Annotated in this window: 14 protein-coding genes and 1 pseudogene; 7 read left to right on the forward strand and 8 right to left on the reverse strand. The window is 48.8% G+C overall.

Annotated features, from left to right (window positions below; all coding sequences use genetic code 11):
* Positions 1-467: 467 nt before the first annotated feature.
* Positions 468-3,674 (forward strand): LamG-like jellyroll fold domain-containing protein, encoded by a 3,207-nt coding sequence (locus tag M3223_RS13240; RefSeq protein ID WP_251562124.1) that lies wholly within the window; start codon positions 468-470, stop codon positions 3,672-3,674.
* Between the two features lie 179 nt (positions 3,675-3,853).
* Here the strand turns inward: M3223_RS13240 and M3223_RS13245 are convergent, their stop codons facing one another.
* The gene (locus tag M3223_RS13245) at positions 3,854-4,453 is read right to left on the reverse strand and encodes a DUF948 domain-containing protein (protein ID WP_251562126.1); all 600 of its coding nucleotides are present in this window, start codon (positions 4,451-4,453) and stop codon (positions 3,854-3,856) included.
* Positions 4,454-4,721: 268 nt separating this feature from the next.
* Between M3223_RS13245 and M3223_RS13250 the strand changes: the two genes are divergently transcribed.
* From M3223_RS13250 to M3223_RS13265, 4 genes are all read left to right on the forward strand, one after another.
* The gene (locus M3223_RS13250; RefSeq protein ID WP_251562129.1) at positions 4,722-4,886 is read left to right on the forward strand and encodes a DUF1328 domain-containing protein; all 165 of its coding nucleotides are present in this window, start codon (positions 4,722-4,724) and stop codon (positions 4,884-4,886) included.
* 486 nt (positions 4,887-5,372) lie between these two features.
* Positions 5,373-7,298, forward strand: coding sequence for an NAD(P)H-hydrate dehydratase (locus M3223_RS13255; RefSeq protein ID WP_251562131.1), 1,926 nt, complete (start codon positions 5,373-5,375; stop codon positions 7,296-7,298).
* 171 nt (positions 7,299-7,469) lie between these two features.
* Entirely contained in the window at positions 7,470-8,303 is an 834-nt protein-coding gene (locus tag M3223_RS13260; protein WP_251562132.1) for a lipase family protein, read from the forward strand.
* 205 nt (positions 8,304-8,508) lie between these two features.
* Positions 8,509-8,934 carry a helix-turn-helix domain-containing protein gene (locus M3223_RS13265; RefSeq protein WP_251562134.1) on the forward strand — a complete coding sequence of 142 codons (426 nt, stop codon included), beginning with the start codon at positions 8,509-8,511 and terminating at the stop codon, positions 8,932-8,934.
* 117 nt (positions 8,935-9,051) lie between these two features.
* Here the strand turns inward: M3223_RS13265 and M3223_RS13270 are convergent, their stop codons facing one another.
* The 7 genes from M3223_RS13270 to M3223_RS13300 form a co-directional block, all read right to left on the reverse strand.
* Positions 9,052-9,597, reverse strand: coding sequence for a hypothetical protein (locus tag M3223_RS13270; protein WP_251562136.1), 546 nt, complete (start codon positions 9,595-9,597; stop codon positions 9,052-9,054).
* Positions 9,597-10,097: an SRPBCC family protein gene (locus M3223_RS13275; protein WP_251562323.1), complete on the reverse strand. Its 501-nt coding sequence runs from the start codon at positions 10,095-10,097 to the stop codon at positions 9,597-9,599. Before M3223_RS13275 ends, M3223_RS13270 begins: the two co-directional genes overlap by 1 nt.
* Before the next feature lie 68 nt (positions 10,098-10,165).
* Positions 10,166-10,510 (reverse strand): ArsR/SmtB family transcription factor, encoded by a 345-nt coding sequence (locus M3223_RS13280; RefSeq protein ID WP_285891276.1) that lies wholly within the window; start codon positions 10,508-10,510, stop codon positions 10,166-10,168.
* A gap of 89 nt (positions 10,511-10,599) precedes the next feature.
* The gene (locus M3223_RS13285; protein WP_251562140.1) at positions 10,600-11,508 is read right to left on the reverse strand and encodes a haloalkane dehalogenase; all 909 of its coding nucleotides are present in this window, start codon (positions 11,506-11,508) and stop codon (positions 10,600-10,602) included.
* A gap of 369 nt (positions 11,509-11,877) precedes the next feature.
* Positions 11,878-14,070 carry a hypothetical protein gene (locus tag M3223_RS13290; protein ID WP_251562143.1) on the reverse strand — a complete coding sequence of 731 codons (2,193 nt, stop codon included), beginning with the start codon at positions 14,068-14,070 and terminating at the stop codon, positions 11,878-11,880.
* A 13-nt stretch (positions 14,071-14,083) separates the two neighbouring features.
* The gene (locus M3223_RS13295) at positions 14,084-15,787 is read right to left on the reverse strand and encodes a carbohydrate binding domain-containing protein (protein ID WP_251562144.1); all 1,704 of its coding nucleotides are present in this window, start codon (positions 15,785-15,787) and stop codon (positions 14,084-14,086) included.
* 32 nt (positions 15,788-15,819) lie between these two features.
* Positions 15,820-17,763, reverse strand: a complete 1,944-nt coding sequence (locus M3223_RS13300) for a PA14 domain-containing protein (protein ID WP_251562146.1) — start codon at positions 17,761-17,763, stop codon at positions 15,820-15,822.
* A 257-nt stretch (positions 17,764-18,020) separates the two neighbouring features.
* Between M3223_RS13300 and M3223_RS24510 the strand changes: the two genes are divergently transcribed.
* Positions 18,021-18,290, forward strand: coding sequence for a transposase (locus tag M3223_RS24510; RefSeq protein ID WP_353057697.1), 270 nt, complete (start codon positions 18,021-18,023; stop codon positions 18,288-18,290).
* Positions 18,251-18,772: pseudogene (locus tag M3223_RS13305) on the forward strand (IS5 family transposase); the annotation flags it as partial. The gene M3223_RS24510 and the pseudogene M3223_RS13305, both read left to right, overlap by 40 nt.
* Positions 18,773-19,340: the final 568 nt, after the last annotated feature.

Consider the following 19,340-nt stretch of genomic DNA (forward strand, 5'->3'; position numbering starts at 1 on the left):
TTAAAAGCTGAGTCATAACCTGTGCCGTGCCGTACCGTGACGTAAGCGTTATCCGAAATGATTCTCGTGATTTATCGTAGCGGAACTTTCCGGCAAAGTCCAGCGGGACGGAAGCCCCGCTATGCCGGACTTCCGTCCCGGCACACAGTCCGTCCTTAATTGCGGACTGCACGGTCAAAATATGATTTTTTCCAAACGGCCAGCAACTGCACTACTATTAAGACCACATTAACCGAAGCCGGGCCGGATTAAACGGGCTGCCTGAACCGATGCGTCAGCCGGCCTTGCATTTCCGAAGTTATGACCAAAAAACCAGAACATTTGACTAAAAAATGAAAACGGTTTCAATATAATTGTAGTAGAAGTTGGAAGCCCGGCTTCAAAAAGGAGGGGCTGGACATTTAAGGATACGGATGCAACTTACGTGCATCGATACAAACAAACTACTTCAAACGAGGTGAACGGTAATGAAATTTAAAAAGCGTTTCATGACGCTGCTAAGCACTTTCACGCTGGCCAGTACACTGGTGCCTCTATCCGCAGTTCATGCAACGGCGAATCCGGTTATATCATTTAATGCAAATACCAATGCCACAAGCGTCTCCCCCCTGCTGTTTGGCGGCAATAACCGGTATTACAAAAATGGAATTGGCATGTATGATTCGGTAAGCCAGCAAGTATATCCTGATTTTGAAACCAGCTATAACGAAATCGGCCTAAAAACAATGCGGTATCCTGGCGGCACCATTGCCAACCTGTTTCAGTGGCAGCGCGGCGTGGGCAACGGCAACAATACGAATCCAGACAGCGGACTGCCTCAAATTCACGGCAAAACGTACGCACCGGAAATTTCCGACTTCAATCTGGATGCAGCGCTTGAATTCTCCGAGGATACGGGAACCGAACTGACGTACATGTACAATATGGGCAATGGCAGTCCGGCGGATGCCGCTAATCTGGTGCAATATTTGAACGGCACGGATACGAATAATCCTTATGTGCAGCTGCGGATCAGCAATGGCCATCCCGCGCCGTATAACATCAACTATTTTGAAATCGGGAATGAGATGTATCTCGGTTATCAAAAGTACTGGTTAAATGGAATTCCGGCAGGACAAGACTTCCAAACGTATTACGTGAATGGCGGCACGGTGTCGTTCACGAAACAGCCTGTTGTCCTGAAAAGCGATTGGAGCTCTTTAAACAACAAGTATTCCAGCACAGGAACTGTGGGACAGCAGGTTTATGCCGCCTACGGACCTGTCACAGCGGGAACCGACTCCGTATATGTGAACAATACCGCGTGGACAAAAGTGTCTTCCTTTGCGGGTTACGGCCCGAACGATCAGGTTTACCAGCTGGACAACAGCAGCGGCCTCATTACTTTCGGCAATGGCTTAAACGGCAAAATTCCGCCGGCTGGCGCGGCTATCACTGTATCCTATAGCTCCTACCATTCCGGGTATAAAGACTACATTACAGCTATGAAAAACGCAGATCCGTCCATAAAGGTGCTCAGCTGCTTGCATGACGGCAAAACAATAGCGGCGCTTGACGCTGCCAACGTGACTTACGACGGCATGGCCATTCATCCCTATACCGTAAATCAAAACAGATCTTTAAGCCTGGTCGATTACTATAAAGCCACGATGAGCCAAGCCGGCGCCGCCCTCTATGAAGTGAATAATTTGCAGAGGCTTTTAAAAAATGACCCCTTATCCGGCGGAATCGTTTATCCCTCCGAATACGGGCTTGGCCAGGATTCTCACCCGGACGTATCCAAAACCTATCAGCTCGGGTTAGGCAGCGCTTTGATTGTAGCCAAACACCAGTTCAATTTTATTCAAAACGGCGTTCCGGTCGCAGCCAAACATAGCATGATTGATGATTGGGCGACAAACGACACCTTGGGAAATGGGCCTGCAGCCATTTTCAACAGCAACAATACGCCGGGCAGCCCCTATAATTTCTCGCAAAGCGCAACGGCTCACATGTTCAAAATGCTCGTTAATATGACAGGGTCAACGGCGCTGGACGCGCCTTCGATTCAAAATATGCCTACCTACACTCCGCCGGGCACAAATCCGAAACCGGCAAATTCGCTTAATGCAGTGGCAACCAAGGATGCCAATGGCGATTTGTTCTTGCTTGTCATGAATGAAGATCCGGCAAATGACCACACCACAAGCATGAACATTGCGAATTATACGCCGGGAGCAACCGCCACGGTTTGGAAGCTTGGAGAAGGGCTGGCACTGGACCAACAGAATGTATCCGGTCAAGCGCCGACGGTTGTGAATCAGGTTTCGACGATTCCTGTGCCGGGAAGCTCGTTCACTTATACCTTTCCTGCTCACACCTTGACCGCAATCAAATTAACGGGTTCAATCTCGCTTCCTTACGATAGCGGCACAGCGCAGTACAAGCTGGATGAAACCTCCGGTTCACTAGCGGCCGATTCTTCGGGCAATAACCACACAGGCACGGTTTCGTCCACCGGCGGAACGGCAGCATGGATTCCACAAGGCAAATCAGGCGGAGCGATTGATCTTTCGCCTGCGGGAACGAGCACTTTTGGCGATTATTATATCCGGGTTCCAAATTTCTTCGATCCTGCGGCGACTGACTTCACGATGGCAGCCTGGGTGAGGCTCGATCAAGCGTCGGATGCCGGCTCTAATCAAACGATATTTGCCCAGGAGGGCGGCACTGGACGCAGCATCCTTTACCGGGATGTCAATTCCGGTCAGCTCAGATCCTATCTCGGAGGTGTCACCTCAAGCTCTGTTGGCGCCATTCCAACGGGAGCATGGACCCATGTGGCACTGGTCAAAAACGGCAGCAGTCTTCAGTTTTATATCAACGGCGTGCTGGATTCAACCCGGACAGCAGCCTCGCAATCCTCAACCGGCGATTTCCGGATCGGCGCGCATAAGTCGCCTTCCGCGACAAGCGCCAACTGGAACGGCGCCATGGATGAAGTGCAAATTTCCAAAACAGCGCTGACAGCAGCCCAGGTGAGCAACGTTTTTAACGGCACGGTTTTTTACCCATTGGATGAGGCTTCAGGGACTGTCGCTCACGACTCCTCGGGCAATTTTTATACGGGCTATGTCTCGTCCGCCGGAGGAGCCGTAACGTGGGCAGCGCAAGGAAAAGTGAACGGAGCTATTGCTTTTGCGCCAACGGGATCAAATCTTTACGGCAACTATTACGTAAATGTTCCGAATTTCTTCGACCCTGCCGCTACCGATTTTACCGTGGCCGCCTGGGTCAAGCTCGATCAAGCATCGTCTGCCGGCTCTAATCAGACGATATTGGCCCAGGAGGGCGCAGTGGGACGCAGCATCCTATTCAGAGACGTGGATACGGGTAAGCTGAAATCTTATCTTGGCGGCGTTAATACAACCTCGACAGCTTCTATACCGGTGGGCAGCTGGACCCATGTTGCCTTGGTCAAAAGCGGAAGCGCCATTCAGCTCTATATCAACGGCGCGCTGGATACAACGGGAACCGTGACGGCAGAGTCCTCCACCGGCAATTTCCGCATTGGCGCGCATAAGTCTCCTTCCGCAACAAGCGCGAACTGGAACGGCGCTATTGATGAAGTGAAGCTTTCTAAAAAAGCTTTCACAGCCGCTCAGATTAGCAATCTGTATAACTTGACGCCGTAACACGTTTTGGTAATTTTAGGAATTTTAGGGATTTTAGGAATTTTAAGAAAAGAGAAAAGGAGCGAGCCCCGACGGGGTTCGCTCCTTTTGGTTATTATCGGATGAGAGGCATGCGCTGAACACCAGCTGCTCTTTTGATAGAGAGACGGGCAACCAGCGAGGTTTTAGAGGCCGTTTGTTTAAGCCTTCGTGCGGCTGGAACGGATGAGACGTGCTGCCTGAATGCCTACATCCAGCCAGCCGACCCAGGCCGGAGCTCCGGCCGGCTCTTCGGCGACAACGGGAACCTTTTTCGGAGGCTGCCCTACTGCGGCTGCGCCGGAACGGAGCGGTACTGCCGTTCCCGTATAAGCGGCTGCGCTGGCACGCATCGGAGCCGGTGCCGGGGTCACGTCCGCCGTAATGCCCTCCTCCTCGAGTTCAGCCGCTACTGCAGAGTCATGCGCCTTGCGGCGCAGCCGGCTCGTCCAGCCGCTGGAGAATTCGCGCGCTGCCGCCGCCACTTCGTGGACCGTCGTTCCGACCTCACGCACAGAAGCCATCAGCGGGTCGACCGCATCAATCTGATGATTGACCTGTTTGGTCAAATCCTTAACGCTAATCACAAGCTCATCCACGTCGCCCTTCCATTCCTTAACCGCGCCCTGCACCTCGCGGATAGCGCCGCTTGCCGCTTCCAGCGAAGTTTGAACCTTTTGCAGCGTTTGAACGAGAAAAACGACGAGAACCGCAATCGAAACCGCGATGATCAGCACGCTGATTCCAATGACTGTATTCATTTCATGTCCTCCCTTTGACGGCCTTGACGGTCCGGGTTGATTTAAGCGTTAATACCCCCGGCGCGGGCGTTCCAATCAATGATGGAGAACGAAGGAACAGGATTATTTTGGCAGAAGCGATGGTTGTTTCGCCCGGTGAGGCAGGGGTTAATACTGCTACAACAGCGGATGGCCGGTCCGGCAGGTTCAACAGTCAGGGCGGCCGCCAACACGGATGTTAACCTTAAAATCCGCGTTAAAATTCCTTTTGAAAGGCAAGGTGATTCCCATGTTAAGATGGGCGGTTATTTTTCTGATTATCGCGATCGTCGCAGCCATTTTCGGCTTTGGCGGCATTGTAGGAGCAGCTGCAGGCATTGCCAAAGTGCTGTTCTTCGTCTTCCTGATTCTGTTCGTTGTTTCCCTCATAACGGGACGCAAAACGACAAATTAGCCGAATGAGCATAAACATCCCGGCCCCCATTCAGGGGGCCGGGATGTTTGCGTGGACTGGAAGGTTAGGCCTAGTGCCGCCTCTGCCTGCGGGATGGTTTGCAAAACGTGAACCACATTCGCCTCACCTGCGGAGACGGGCTTAATTGAGGTCACAGTTCCTCTAACTGCTGTACCTGCGGGACAAACTACGTGGTGCAGTCCCCTTCAATTTTCTAACGCTACTGAGAGAGCTTATTTAGCCGAAAAACCACCTTTTTCAAACGTAACGCAACTGTAACGCCTTATTCGAGCCTTTTCGCACCAAGCCACGATAAAATTCCACTTATAACGCTTGTGAGTTTCGTTAGAATTTAAAACCGGCTAGAAATGCACGTTTAGCGCTTCTCAGTTGCGTTAGCGATGAACTCGCTCTGCTTCGATTGGGCTTAAGCACATTCTGTTGGAGAACAGAAGCTATTATTACAGTAAAAAGGAGGCCACCAATATGAGGTTAGCCACATCGTCAGAAATCAGGCAATGGGAAAAAGAAGCGATGAAGGACGGATGGATGACGGCATCTATTTTAATGGAAACGGCAGGACGGGCGCTCGCTGAGGCAGTGTTCCGCTATCGGCAAAGCCTCCCTCTGAACGGGCCCTATGCCGCACATCTTCCGGGTTCATATAGTGCAGAAGCTGAATATGAGACTGGATACCCGAGAGCGGCAGAAACACGGGATGAATTCCATAACGGGCGCTTGAATTCCAGCAAACAGGTTCAACCGCGGTGTTCGGAACTCGGGAGGGCAGCAGTAGGAGGGATCACACAGGGGGCGTTCAACGTGCCGGACTCGAATGAATCGTATGCGGAGACTGCCAAGCCATGGGCCATACTCGTCGGAAAAGGAAACAACGGAGGCGACGGGCTTGTCGCAGCGAGACATCTTCATCAGCTTGGCGTGCCGGTATGGATTGTTTTTGCCGAATCCCCGCAAAAGCTTAACTCTGAAGCAGAACGGCAGCGGCAGCTCGCCGCCCGCTGCGGACTGCCATGGACCATTTACAGTCCGAATAAACAGAACTGGAGCCGCTGTGAAGGTATAATCGACGCTCTGCTCGGAACGGGCTCCTCCGTCGTCGCTCCGCGCGAGCCGCTCGCTTCGCTGATTCGGGAAGTTAACGCCAGCGCCCTCCCAATTGTAGCGGCCGACCTGCCAAGCGGCTTGGACCCGGATACCGGAGCCGTTGCCGATCCTGCTATCCGCGCGGCAGTTACGGTCACCTTTGGTCTGGCAAAACGCGGACTGGCTCAGTACCCGGGCGCCGGTCATGCAGGCACCGTCCTCGTTGCTCCGCTGGGAGTCCCGTTGGGACCGGACAACAAAAACTGGCAAGGCAATGGAGCAGAAAGCGAAAGAGATGCCGCTTCCAGTGCTGGAGCGGAGACCAACAGAGGAACTAGAATCAATGCTGCATCCGGCTTTAAAGAGGAGCTTACCGGCAAGCCGCAAACAGACTTCGCAGAACCTAGCAGCGAATCCGAGCTGCAAGCTCAAGCTTCGGGAGTTTTCCTGCTAACTCCGCAGCTGCTGCGGGAAAGGCTGCATGTTGAGGTTCGCGATCAGCGCGAAGCCGACAGCCATAAAGGCACGTACGGCCATGTGCTTGTGGCCGCTGGCACGCTTTCCATGAGCGGCGCCGGGCTGCTCTCAGCGACCGCGGCGCTGCGCGCAGGGGCCGGCCTCGTTACATGGGCCGTGCCCCAAAGCCTCGCCCCGGCCGCCGCAGGGCTGCGGCCTGAGCTCATGCTTGCCGCCGTCGAAGACGGCGGCACCGGCGCCTGGCAGCAGGCGGCGCCGGAGGAGCTCGCCGCGCTGGCGAAGCAGCGCGACGCGCTCGTCATTGGGCCGGGCATGGGCAAGCTGCCCGGCGGATGGCTGCGGCAGCTATGGGAGCTGCTGCCGGCAAAGCTGCCGCTCGTCCTCGATGCGGACGGGCTGAACCATGCGGCGGCGGACAGCTTCGCCGCCTGGCCCCGCCGGGAAGGAGGCGTCGTACTGACGCCTCATCCCGGCGAAATGGGCCGGCTGCTTGGCATTCCCACAGCCGAAGTGCAGCGGGACCGCATCGGCTGCGCGATGCGGTATGCGCTTGAGCACGAAGTAACCGTCGTGCTCAAAGGAGCTCGAACCGTCATTGCAGCTCCGGACGGCTCCGCTTATATTAACCCCACAGGCAACGCCGGCATGGCGACCGGCGGCACAGGCGATGTGCTTGCCGGCGTCATCGGCAGCCTGCTGGCGCAGGGGCTGCCCGCTCCGGCCGCAGCTGCGCTCGGCGTCTGGCGGCATGGGGCCGCCGGCGACCGTGCCGCCGCAGCCCTTCAATCGCCTGCGTCCCTTATCGCGGGCGATATTTTAGACTGGCTGTAGCATTCAGCCAAGCTCGATCAGCTCCGAGCTTGGCGAATTTTTTTCCGCTTCCAATTCCCACTAAATTTCTCCTTTGTCCGCTCCTTTTTTCCTCATGCTCCCCGGCGCAACTCCACTATCGCCTGCATATACTGGCACTATAAGCCATAAGCGGGAAAGGAGCTGGGCAGCATGAGCAAAAAAATAAAACTCAGCAGCGCCAACCTTACCATGGATACTCCTACGGCCCTCTTTTTAGCGGCAATGTGCGGACAAAGCTATATGCTTCTCAACGGAACGGGACAGATCCGGCTGCCGGAGGATTTTAACATAACGGGAATCATTCAATCTTCAGCCAGCACCGGGACAGCCCCGGAGCCGTTTGGTTTTGTCGCGGAGTCGCCGCATTCCGTCGTGGCCGCATTTCGCGGAACCGTGTCGCCTTCCGATTGGATGACCGATTTCATGGCCGATCAGACCGAATTCGATCTGGTCAAGGATGGCGGGTTCACGCATAGGGGATTCACCGCCTTGTACAAAAGCCTGCGGCCGCAGCTGATGAGGTTAATTGAACAAACATCCGCCCGCAAGCCGCTGTTCGTGACGGGGCACAGCCTTGGCGCCGCTCTTGCTACGCTAGCAAGTATTGATCTGGCTGCAAATGTCAGAGGCAGAGCCCCGATCATCTACACGTTCGGTTCACCGAGAGTGGGAAACGGCGGTTTCGCTAGAACGTTTGGCAAATACGTTCCCCGCAGCTTCCGGCTGGCGAACAGCCAGGATCTCGTCGCGCATTTGCCTCCGCTTATTTTCAAGGACCCGCGCACAGAAGTTATCTATTATTACTCTCATGTCAGCGAGCTGTACGAGCTGGATTTTAACGGCGGAAGCGTTGCGGGAAACCATGTGCTGGTCGGCTACTTTAAAGCGCTTGCGGCAGAGGACCCCGAATTTGCCCTGGCCATGTGCCGGAATCCAATCGGGTGGTGCCCGCATGAGCAAATTCTGCCCGGACAGGGCAGCTGAAAAGAACGGCTAGGAATTAACTTCTGTACGTTAAAAAGCCCGGCAGACCGTCGTCTCAGACGCGGCACTTCCGGGCTATATGGCTTGTAATTCTCCTTCGTTCGCGAGAGCAGAGGCTGCATTTCCCTTGCTTCCCCTAGTGAGTACGGTATAATAGGACGACTTCATCCATTGCCCCTATTCCCTTATGGAAAGGAGCGGCTTCGTGAGCGCTGCGACGACAAATAACGGCTGGAGCGGCATCGGCTCCAGGCTGCGCAGGCAGCGCCAGCTGCTCGGCTGGACCCAGCTGCAGCTGGCGAATCGGCTGGGCCTGGCCAAATCAACTGTCTCCCAATATGAAAATAACATCAACGAGCCCGACTATGCCGTATTGATCCGGCTTTGCCGTCTGCTTGACGTAACGTCGGATTATATGCTTGGCTTGGACAAGCCTCCTCCGGATGAAAATAAAACCGGACAGCCCTCCGGTTCAGGGCAGCCAGCGGAGCTGAGCATCGCCTCTCCGGCTCCAGCAGCCAGCATGGAACAGGAGCTCAACGCACCGGAAATGACTTTGACTGCTGATGAGAAAGTTTTTCTGCTTGCCAGTCTGGACGCCTACCGGCAGGCTCAACGTTTAAAACAATAAGCGGCCTTATGCTCGCGCTAATTATGCTAAAAAGCGGAGGCTGAGCCTCCGCTTTTTAATCCTGTTCCACTCCGCACACTCGTTCCGCACTCATCCGGCCCTTGCTCCACCGCTGATTCACTTCCAAAGCGCAGCGTACTTCTTTTTATATTTGGCATCCTGTTCCCGTTCGATCAGCTCCAGCGCCAGGACGCGCAGCCGTTCATCCGGCTGTTTATCGTACAGCTTGCGGAGCGATTCCGTAATATCGAACCGGACGAGCGTTGGATGTTTATCCTCCGCCGCCTTCCGAAACCTCTGTTCGAGATGGTTTACAACTAACTCGTTCTGTTCCGGTCCGGACAGAGCAGCCTTCCAAATATTTTGCAGCGCATGGCGGGCGGTGACTGTTTTATCGTCAAAGGTTACTTTCCACAGCGCAGGAAAAGCAGATAATAACCTTTTTTCCGGGTCGCTCTTGGCAAGCGCCGCAAGAAATTGAGCGCCTCGAGAGCGTTTATGGTTGTCCTTATCGGTCAGCCAGCTCTCCAGCTTGTCCCATACTTCGTAAGCCCAATCGACCGGGTTCTCCATCTCCTGAACAAGCGAAGAAAAAGCTTCCATTTGTAAAGACTTGTCGTCTCCCTCCAGCTCTTGAAAAAGCTGCTCCGCCCTCTTGTTCATCAGCCTTTCTCGCTGTCAGAGCCTGTACCAAAATCAGGCATGACCGGCGTAATGCCCTGTTCAAGCAGCTGCTTCAGGCCGCCAAACATCAGGCTGAAGCCATGCTCTGTGCCATCGCGGTATTCTCCGAGCGCCTTGGCCACATCGTCAGCCGTCCAGCCTTCCTCATGCGGCACGACGATCTCTTGCGTAAATGTCATCTCGCAGCTGTCGCCGAGAGCTTCGATTTCCACCGTAATAACATCCTCCGTGTCGCTGAACTGCGGCATCCGAAACGTCAGCACGATTTTGCTTGGAGGCGTCAGCTCCACATAATTGCCAACTGCGCGATAGTCCACGCCGCCCCGGTGATCAACGATCTCCCATTCCCCGCCTACACGCGGATCGTTAACGCATACTTTATTGGAGGCATCCATCGTGAACAGCCATTTGCGCATCATCTGAGGATTCAGCCAGGCATCGTACAAACGCTCCGCCTTCACATCAAAGTGGCGCTTCATTACAAGAGTTGTCGTGGAAAAAGGCTTTGTGCTCAATTCATATTCCTCCTTGTTTGTTAACCGCGGTGTCAATGCTCTTTCCGCTTTTCCTTCAGCAGCTCCTGCTCCAGCAGGTCAAACCGTCTGTCCCAGAAACGCTCGTACATGTCGAGCCATTGCGAGGCGCGGGAGAGAGTATCTCCGTTCAGCCGGCAGCAATGCGTTCTACCAGCAATTGACCGCTCCAGCAAACGAGCCCTTTCCAGCACCTTAACGTGTTTGGACGCAGCTACGAGCGACATCTCAAACGGCTCCGCAAGCTCGGAAATGCTTTTGTCACCGCTGGTCAATAACTGTAGCATGCCCCTTCGGGTAGGATCTGCAAGCGCTCTAAAGATTAAAGTTAATTGCTCTTCTTCTATATTGTTAACCATATGGTTAAGTATAAGTGCAAGACGAACAGAGTTCAACTGGAAAATGAAAAAGGAGGCGTTAAACACGCCCCCGGTGACTGCCGTTTCTATTAACCTAAAACATCCTCCGAATACCAGCGCAAAAGCTCTTCTCCGATGCCATGCGGATTTTCTTCAAGCAAATAATGAAAGCCTTTACCGCTGTCAAACAAGCTCAGATTGGGCAAATGCTCCTGGCACCACTTTATTTCCGGCTCCCTTACGTTACATCCCGGCTGCGCATAAATGAGAAGTTTCGGAATACTCGAAGCCGTGAACCAATCGTTGCGCGCCTGAACCGCCTCTACCACCTCGGCCGGTTGCCCTTCAATCGGGATTTGATTCGGAAACACCCACATCGGCTTGCGTTTCTCGATCTCTCTGGCTGGCTCACGGAAAAAATCATGCTCCTCCGGCGTAATGCTCCGGCTGATAATCGATTGGGTCAGGCCTTCAATGAACACGCTGTTGTCTCTCATAAACTCCCAGCCCTCTTCGGGATCTCTCAGTTTTTTGAAAAGATCCGCAGCTTCCGGAGGGGAAAATTCCGACCAGCTGCACGGCTTCAAAGCTTGAGGCTCAATCATGGCAACCGCTTTAACCTTGCCGGGATGATGCAGGGCATACTGCAAGCCGATGGCAACACCCCAGTCATGACCAACTAGAACGATTTGGTTCAGGTTCAGCTTTTCAATAAACTGGCTGATATAATCAACTTGCTCCAAAAACGTATAACCGATATCCGGTTTATCCGAACGGCCCATCCCAATGTTGTCAACCGCAATGCAACGGGCAGATTGCGACAGATAGGGAATGACATTGCGGTAGTAATACGACCATTCCGGGTTGCCATGCAAAAATAAAACGGTATGATCGCCCGTCCCCTCTTCAATGTAATGGAGCCGGTGGCCGTTAATTTCGAGAAAACGAGACTGGAAGGGATAGTCTTTGCGTATAGATTTATGATCAATATAGGACATGAACTCTTGTCACTCCTTATGGATAAGCTAACGAGTTCTATCGTATCATTCCAGCCCGAAGCGCCATTGTAAAAAAGCGTCAATATTCAAGACATTATCCCGTATTAGTGATACATCACATGGCTCGCAGCAGTAATTGATTGGCGTCATATCCTCTTGAACTAAAATGCTCTCCATATAACGGCTCAAAATCGGATAGGGCTGGAATCGTTTAAGCAGAATCAAAGTTTCCCTTTCCGAGATCAAATCATTTACTCGTATTATTGTAACTCGATATTGAAATATATGTGAATGAAAAATAGCGACCGCTCTTCGGTTGAAAACCGTAGAGGCAATCGCCATTAATCGATATTTTAATGAAAAACAAGTTTATCCATAAGTGACGTTTACATCGTCCACATAAAATACTCCGCCCGCGTCGTCTTCAAGAGCTCTGAGAATGACTAATACTCGGGCATAAGCAGTTTGTGGAGGTGTAGTTTTTTGGAGCTGCATGTTACTAAAAGAGCCGTTTGTCGTTCCAGCCAGATCCGTTACAGAAGCATCAATAATTTGTCCTGAAGCGTTGTAATAATCGACATAAAGCTGTACTTTCGCTTTATATAGACTCTGAATATTGACAGAAGCTTTGACCTTCAGCAATTTATTCGGCTCTGCTTTCACAAATTGATGTATACCCCTAATATCATGCTGCTTTACCCACCATGCAGATAGCTTAAAACTCCGATTCCCCTCGAATAAAGGCGACACGACTTGCGTTCCCTGGGCTTTGATTCGTTTAATTAAATTGCCGTTCAAATCATATTTGTAAGCGGCAAAGACGGCTGCGTTTGCCTGTTTTTGCTGGATGAATAATAATTGTCCTGAATTGTTATACTCATAAATCGCGGATTGGCCGGCTTGAGACGGGTTGACTCCCCACTTGTCTGAACTAACATCACGAATCAAGTTCCAAGCAGAGCTTAGTTCACGGTTCGATTGCTCAAATTTAGAATCTATTAGTAATCCGTCGGAATTACCGTAATTCATATCCATTGACTCCACTAAGATGGAACCCGCGCCGTTTACACCCGTTGAACGAATAATGATGTACACCTTTGCCGCAATTGCATCCGTTGGAACAACACCGGAGCTGGATAATGTGACATATTCGTCTCGTACAATGGCGTGATCCAGAACATGAGCGTTCACGATTCCGTTAACGCCAATAAAATCAATATACAGCTGAACTTTTGCATTGTTTAAACTTTCTACTTTAAGCCTGGACTTTATATGATACGGTTTCCCAGGAGCCAACTGAACAGACTGATTAATGGAAACATAGCCGTTAGCATTAATTCCAGAGCCTTGAATTCTCTGAACTCTCTTCCCTTCCGAATTAATTGGAGTTTCAAATGCAGATTGACTTGCTTGCCAGTTCCAAATATCCCAGCCTTCAGCCACTCCGTTACTTGGATACGGCTTGTTAAAGTTTGGATTATACAGAATGGATTCAGGGAGCGCCTGTTGGTTCTGATTAAATTCGACTGAATCAACAAAGACTTCTCCTTGGGCATTATTGCTTAAAGAACGAATAAGTATGTGAACTCTAGCAAACTTTGTCCCTGTTGGAACGACCCCGCTATTGCTTAACGTAATGAACCTGTCTGTCACAAATGAATGCTCGGTTATGTTGCTGCCAGTGTATCCCGCGTCTCCTTCAAAATCGACATACATTTGTACTTTTGCTTGAGATAAGCTAGATATCCTAATTCTTGATTGAACGTTAAAAGGTTTACCCGCGCTTACTTGAATGTATTGGAATATACCTACATTTCCGTTAGGCGCTATACCAGATCCGCCAATTTTCTGATAGCCGTTTCCTTCTGGGGTAGTCAATTTCTCATAAGAAGCTGCATTCGCTTGCCAGTTTACACTATACCATCCATTTATCACTCCGGTGGGTGTGTTTGAGTAGCGCTGAAAATCGGAATTATAGATTTGAGAGGTTTCTTTGTAGTCTATGTTCAGATAGTCTACTTGTACAACGCCGGAGCCGCTGGAGCCTTGAGAACGGATCAAGATATATATTCTGGCTTTTGAAGTTCCTTTTGGGACGGTACCGCTCGTAGTTAACGTAATGAACCCACCAGTTGCTTTAGCATGATCAACTACATCGTAACCCGTTGTTCCGCTTCCATTACTAAAATCCACATACATCTGAACGATTGCATTTTGAAGATTCTCGACATGTATTCTTGATTGCAGCGTATAGGGTTTTCCCGGCTCAACGTCAATAATTTGACTTACACCAACGATTTCATTGGTATTAATATTTGCTCCTGTAACTCTTTGTATCTTCACACCGTTGTAATCCGTTAACGTTTCAAAAGAAGCCTGGCCTGAGCTCCAGTTGATCGGACTCCAGAAATCAGCTAAGCCATTAGTACCTGTATAGTCATTAAAATCAGGATTCTGAATAACCTTACTATCAGTAGAGTTAGCAGAGGCTGTCGGATAGACAGCCAAAGACGGAGTGACCAGCATTAACATTAACAGAAATAAAAGAACTTTCTTTTGCATATTTACCCTGCTCTCAATTTTTAGTTATAGAAAATGAATCAACTGAAAAGTCCACAGAAGCGTTTGCTGTCGAAGCAGCCGCATGAATATGGATTCGCGCTTTTACAGCATTTACCGGTGCCGTAAACGTTCCGGTAACGTTTATCCAGCCATTGGTAGTTTGACTCATTTCAATGGGAAACGAGTACTCCATGATTTCTCCAGCAGCGTTGTAGTATTGCATGACCACTTGAAATTTGGCATTCTGGATGGATTTAATCGACAGACGCCCATTCACTGTGTAAGCCGTATTGCCCAGTACCCCAATGTCCTGAACAATATTTATATATCCTCCGGCCCCCATGCCGCTCGCTGCTATTCTCTGACTTTTAGTCCCTGCAGCAACTCCGCTTGTCATTACCTCGTAGGTGCCTTCAACGCCAGCACCGTAAAACATTCTCCAGCCGTCAGCGACTCCGTTAAACCCAAGAAAATCTTCGAACCCGGAATTGCTAAGTAAGTTAGCTGTGCTGCCTTTAGCCATGGTTATGCTATCTGCCAGAAAATCAATAGAACTATTAGCTGCAGTTGCTGTTCCATGAATATGGATTCGCGCTTTTACAGCGGTGGCCGATGTAGTAAATGCTCCTCCAACAGTTACCCATCCATTTGTAGAATGAGTGAGCTCGGCGGGAACCGCTTCTCCTACCAATGCTCCAGAATTATTAAAATATTGCATTACGATTTGGAATTTAGCGCGGTTAATGGACTTAATCCACACTCTTCCGTTTACCGCGTACGTAGTGTTTCCGGCAACAGCAACGTCCTGCACAACATTTAAGTATCCGCCGGTTCCCATTCCGTTTACGGCTAAACGCTGGCTCTTAATTCCAGAAGCCGCATCGTTTGTCGCAACCTCAAAGGTCCCCGCCATTCCAGAACCCTCAAACTTCCTCCAGCCGTCTGCAACCCCGTTCAGCCTCTGATTGCTTTCAAAACCGGGATTACTAAGCATATTGAAAACGGTACTTTGAGTGATCGTCATGCTATCTGCCAGAAAATCAATGGAGGCGTTGGCTGCGGTAGCTGTTCCGTGAATATGAATACGCGCTATTACCGCACTTGATGGAGGAGTATTTATTCCGCTTATACTAACCCAATCATTTGTAGCCTTACTAAGTTCAACCGGTACGGAATCTCCGACTAAAGTTCCTGCCGAGTTATAGTACTGCATCACGATCTGAAACTTTGCATTGTTAATCGACTTTATCCAAATTCGTCCATTGAAAGCATACGATTTATTTCCCATGATGGCCACGTCCTGGACAACATTTAAATATCCTCCGGCTCCCATGCCGTTTACTGCCACCCTCTGGCTTTTCGCCCCGGCGGGTGCCTCACTTGAAATTACCTCGTAAGTACCTCCGACACCTGAACCGTCAAAGCTCCTCCAGCCGTCAGCCACTCCGTTTGTGCCCGTATATTTTTCGAAGCCTCCATTTACTAAAAAGTTTCTCGTCTCTTTTCTAAATTTTTTCGATTTAAGATTACCGTTTGAGTCATACGCAAAATCAGTCGCGAATACGTACTCTCCTTTAGGAGATTCAGTTTTAATGAGCTGGTTGGACTCGTTGTAGTGATAGTTAAGCGAGTTATCCCCCGCAGATGCTGCGGGAATCGTATTGAGAAAGATAAACCAAATTATGAAAAAACTTAGAAACGCCTTTTTCGGCGGCATTAAATTTCCTCCATTAACCGTTATTCGACTACTTACGCATCATATTTCTTCAACAAATTACCATTCTCATCATAGTCAAAAATAATTTGCTCGCCGGTCGGATATTGAATACGAATTAACCTGCCTGCTGCATCATAGTGGTATTCAATTTTTCCTAAGATTTTGACAGGAAGGTCCAATTGGCTTTGCGGAACTACTTCTTTTGGCACCAATTGGCTCGACCAGGAAAGCTTGCTTGCCGCTCCACCTGTATTTTCAAAATATTCAATGACAATATCATATTTATTTCCCGTAATAAGCTGAATGGCTGCGCTTGTTCTTTCTCCAGCAAATATCCGCCAATCATCAATAAGTAATTTCCCATTGACCCAAAGTCTGACGCCGTCATCTGCATCTAAATAAAAAATATAGTCGCCATCGTGACGAGGAGTAATCGTTCCCGACCAACGTACAGAAGAATAGTCTTGAGACATATTGTGAACTGAACCTGAAGACCAGCTAAAATTGACAACAGGATCAACTTTAGCGACGACCATTTTTTCTAAATGAATATTATTGTAATACTGTCCTTGCAAGCCCACACCCGCTTTTTCGGTTGGGGGAAACAAACGGCTCTTGGGTACATTCTCAACTGTTTGGGAGGCGCTTTTCCAAGCTAATTTAACGGACGAATCCCCCAGATTTTCGTAATATTCTATTTTAATTTTGTATTGTCTATCCTTCACAAGCTTAATTGGTTTGCTTGTTCGCTCGGTAGCAATGGTTTGCCAGCTGTCAATTATTAATTGACCGTCAACCCATAATCGTACGCCATCATCGGAATCTAGCATAAACGTATATTCTTCGCTGTAACGGGGGCTTATCGCGCCTGTCCATCTTATGGAATATGTATCGGGAAGAATATCGCTTGAAGGGGAGGCATTTTGCCAAGCGAAATTGACCATTGAATCAATCTTGGTGAATTTCAGATTCGATAAGTCGATATTATCGAAGTACTCACCTTTCAGTCCCACTCCGCTTCCATCCATTGCAGGGTACAATTGACTCGCCGGAATAATCTCGCTTGCTTGGCTTGGACTAGCCCATTCCATTACAATCGTAGATCCTTCCTTATTTTCATAATATTCCAGAACAATATTGTAGCTGTATCCTGCCTTTAGACTTATGGAACTGCTTGTTAAACTTGTAGCCTGCGGCTTCCAGCTATCGAGAATTAGAGCATCGTTTACCCACAAACGAACTCCATCATCAGCAAGAAGAGAAAAGGAATAATTTTCGGAATATCGAGGCTTTATTTTACCGCTCCAACGAACGGAAAATCGATCTGCGTTAATCTTAGAGTCAGGTGAATTTAAACCCCAGAGAAAATGGACTTGAGGATCCGTGCGAACCATCTCTAATTGTTTAAAATCTTTTGAATTGTAATATTCTCCTTTTAGCCCTGAACCGACGGATTCAACCGGTTGAGAGAATTGAGAAGCAGGTACTGTTTCTTTGTTCTGGCTGGCACTGGACCATCTTAATTCCGCTGCAGCTCCCTCTTTGTTTTCAAAATACTCCAGTTTTATATCGTATTTAGTCGACTTCTCCAGCGAAATAGAAGTACTCGTAAATTCGCCTGCTTGCACATTCCATCGATCTAAAATTAACTGATTGTTCACCCACAGCCGTACCCCATCATCTGCGACGATATAAAACGTATAACTTTCACTGTATTTCGGTTCAATCTTTCCCGTAAATCTAGCCGAAAATGTTTCAGGTTCTATAGTTGTATTTGGAGAATTAAGACCCCAGTGAAAATTAATGGACGATTCAACCTTGGAAAGCTTTAAATTAGTTAAATTTTTATTATCGTAATACTCCGCTTTTAAACCAGGGGCACTATTGGCTGAACTAATTTGAGGCTTGTAAGTAAGAATAGAAAACAAGCCGACTAATAGAATTAAGGTAAGGTACACGGATTTATGATTAACCAAAACTGCTCCCCCTTCGCGTTATCCAATATGTCTTTCTCTTCGGATTAAGAGCTTATTTCAAAATAGTTGGGTAATAAAGGGTACGAGGTGATGAGTGATGCGAATCAAAACCTGGACCCATTCCGATGAATTTTTTGGAAATGATGATTAAGGATGAACTTCCGAAACCCACCAAACGAGATTCCAACCGAACCTATAAGCGAAAGCCGGGCGGTGGTCGAAAACCAACCGACTTAAAGAACGTGTAGGAAGGCATCCTGTTCGTGCTCCGTACCGACTGCCAATGGAACACTGTTCCTCGTGAATACGGCAGTTCGAGTACCCTCCATCGCTATTTTCAACGTTGGACCGAGGACGGTTTCTTTGAGCGGATCTGGCTAATCGGTCTACAGATGTACGATGAATGGGAGGGCATCGGCTGGGAATGGACGAGTATAGATGGCAGCTTGGTGAAAGCGCCGCTTGCTCTTGAAGCCGTTGGGAAAAACCCAACGGATCGGGGAAAAAAGGGACGAAGAGAAGCGTAAGGGTTGACCAAAATGGGCTTCCGCTGGCTATCATCATTGATGGAGCCAACCGACATGATGTCAAACTTCTTGAAGAAACCTTGGATCATCTGATCCTTGAGCCCCGGACAACGACACGACAACCTCAATTGTGTGCGGATGCAGGATATCAGGGGGAAACAGCCCATCAGCAGGTCATCGACCACGGATTTATCCCTCACATTCGCTCACGAGGCGATGAAAAGAAAGAGAAACAAGAAGGCAAAAGCCCGCGTCGCTGGGTCGTGGAAGTGCTATTTTCATGGCTCAATCGCTTCTGTAAGATACTGGTTTGTTTTGAAAAGAAGGCCCGTAACTATTTAGAGCTTCTTCACTTCGCCTGCACTCTTATTGTCTGGAGAAAAATAATCCTGTTTATGCTCTCTAATTTTATTTTGGGACAGATTCTAAGTTACCATTTTCTTCATAGTAAAAATATATGGTTACTCCAGACGAATACTTGATAGATTCCAATCTATTTGCGGCATCGTAGTGATAGATCGCTGACTTAGACACCATCAGCATATTCATGCAGTAACCCTCACGTAAGTCAGTCCTTAAAAATTACCATCAGAATATTATTTAAATTAGAAATCAACAATATAGCTATTCCTAAACACCGATACCATATCTTCGTTTTTTTTGAGGGAACTTTTGTGGTAATTTCATTATCATTATACACACTGTACCCATTCATATATTTAAAAGAATACTTCCCAAATTTCCACATAAGAACCGGAAAAAAAATAAATAACAATCCAGTTACGGAAAAGAAAATCGCCAATTAGTTTACCTCATCTCTTTTTTTAGTAAAAATAATAGTATAGAAAAAAACAATAAAAGAAAATCTATTCCCAAAACTTCAAAATTGAAATAAAAAATAATTAATTTAATTACCAAACAAAAAATAAGGTAAAAAGAAAATAACAAATATAATTTCTTGGTTTTATAATCAGATTTTTTTTTGAATAACAAAAATATGTGAGCCATAATCATAGCAGTATAAGCAAAAACATTAACAAAAATAAATAT

It is taken from the genome of Paenibacillus pasadenensis (assembly GCF_023715725.1).
In the GTDB taxonomy this organism is placed as follows: Bacteria; Bacillota; Bacilli; order Paenibacillales; family Paenibacillaceae; genus Paenibacillus_O; species Paenibacillus_O pasadenensis_A.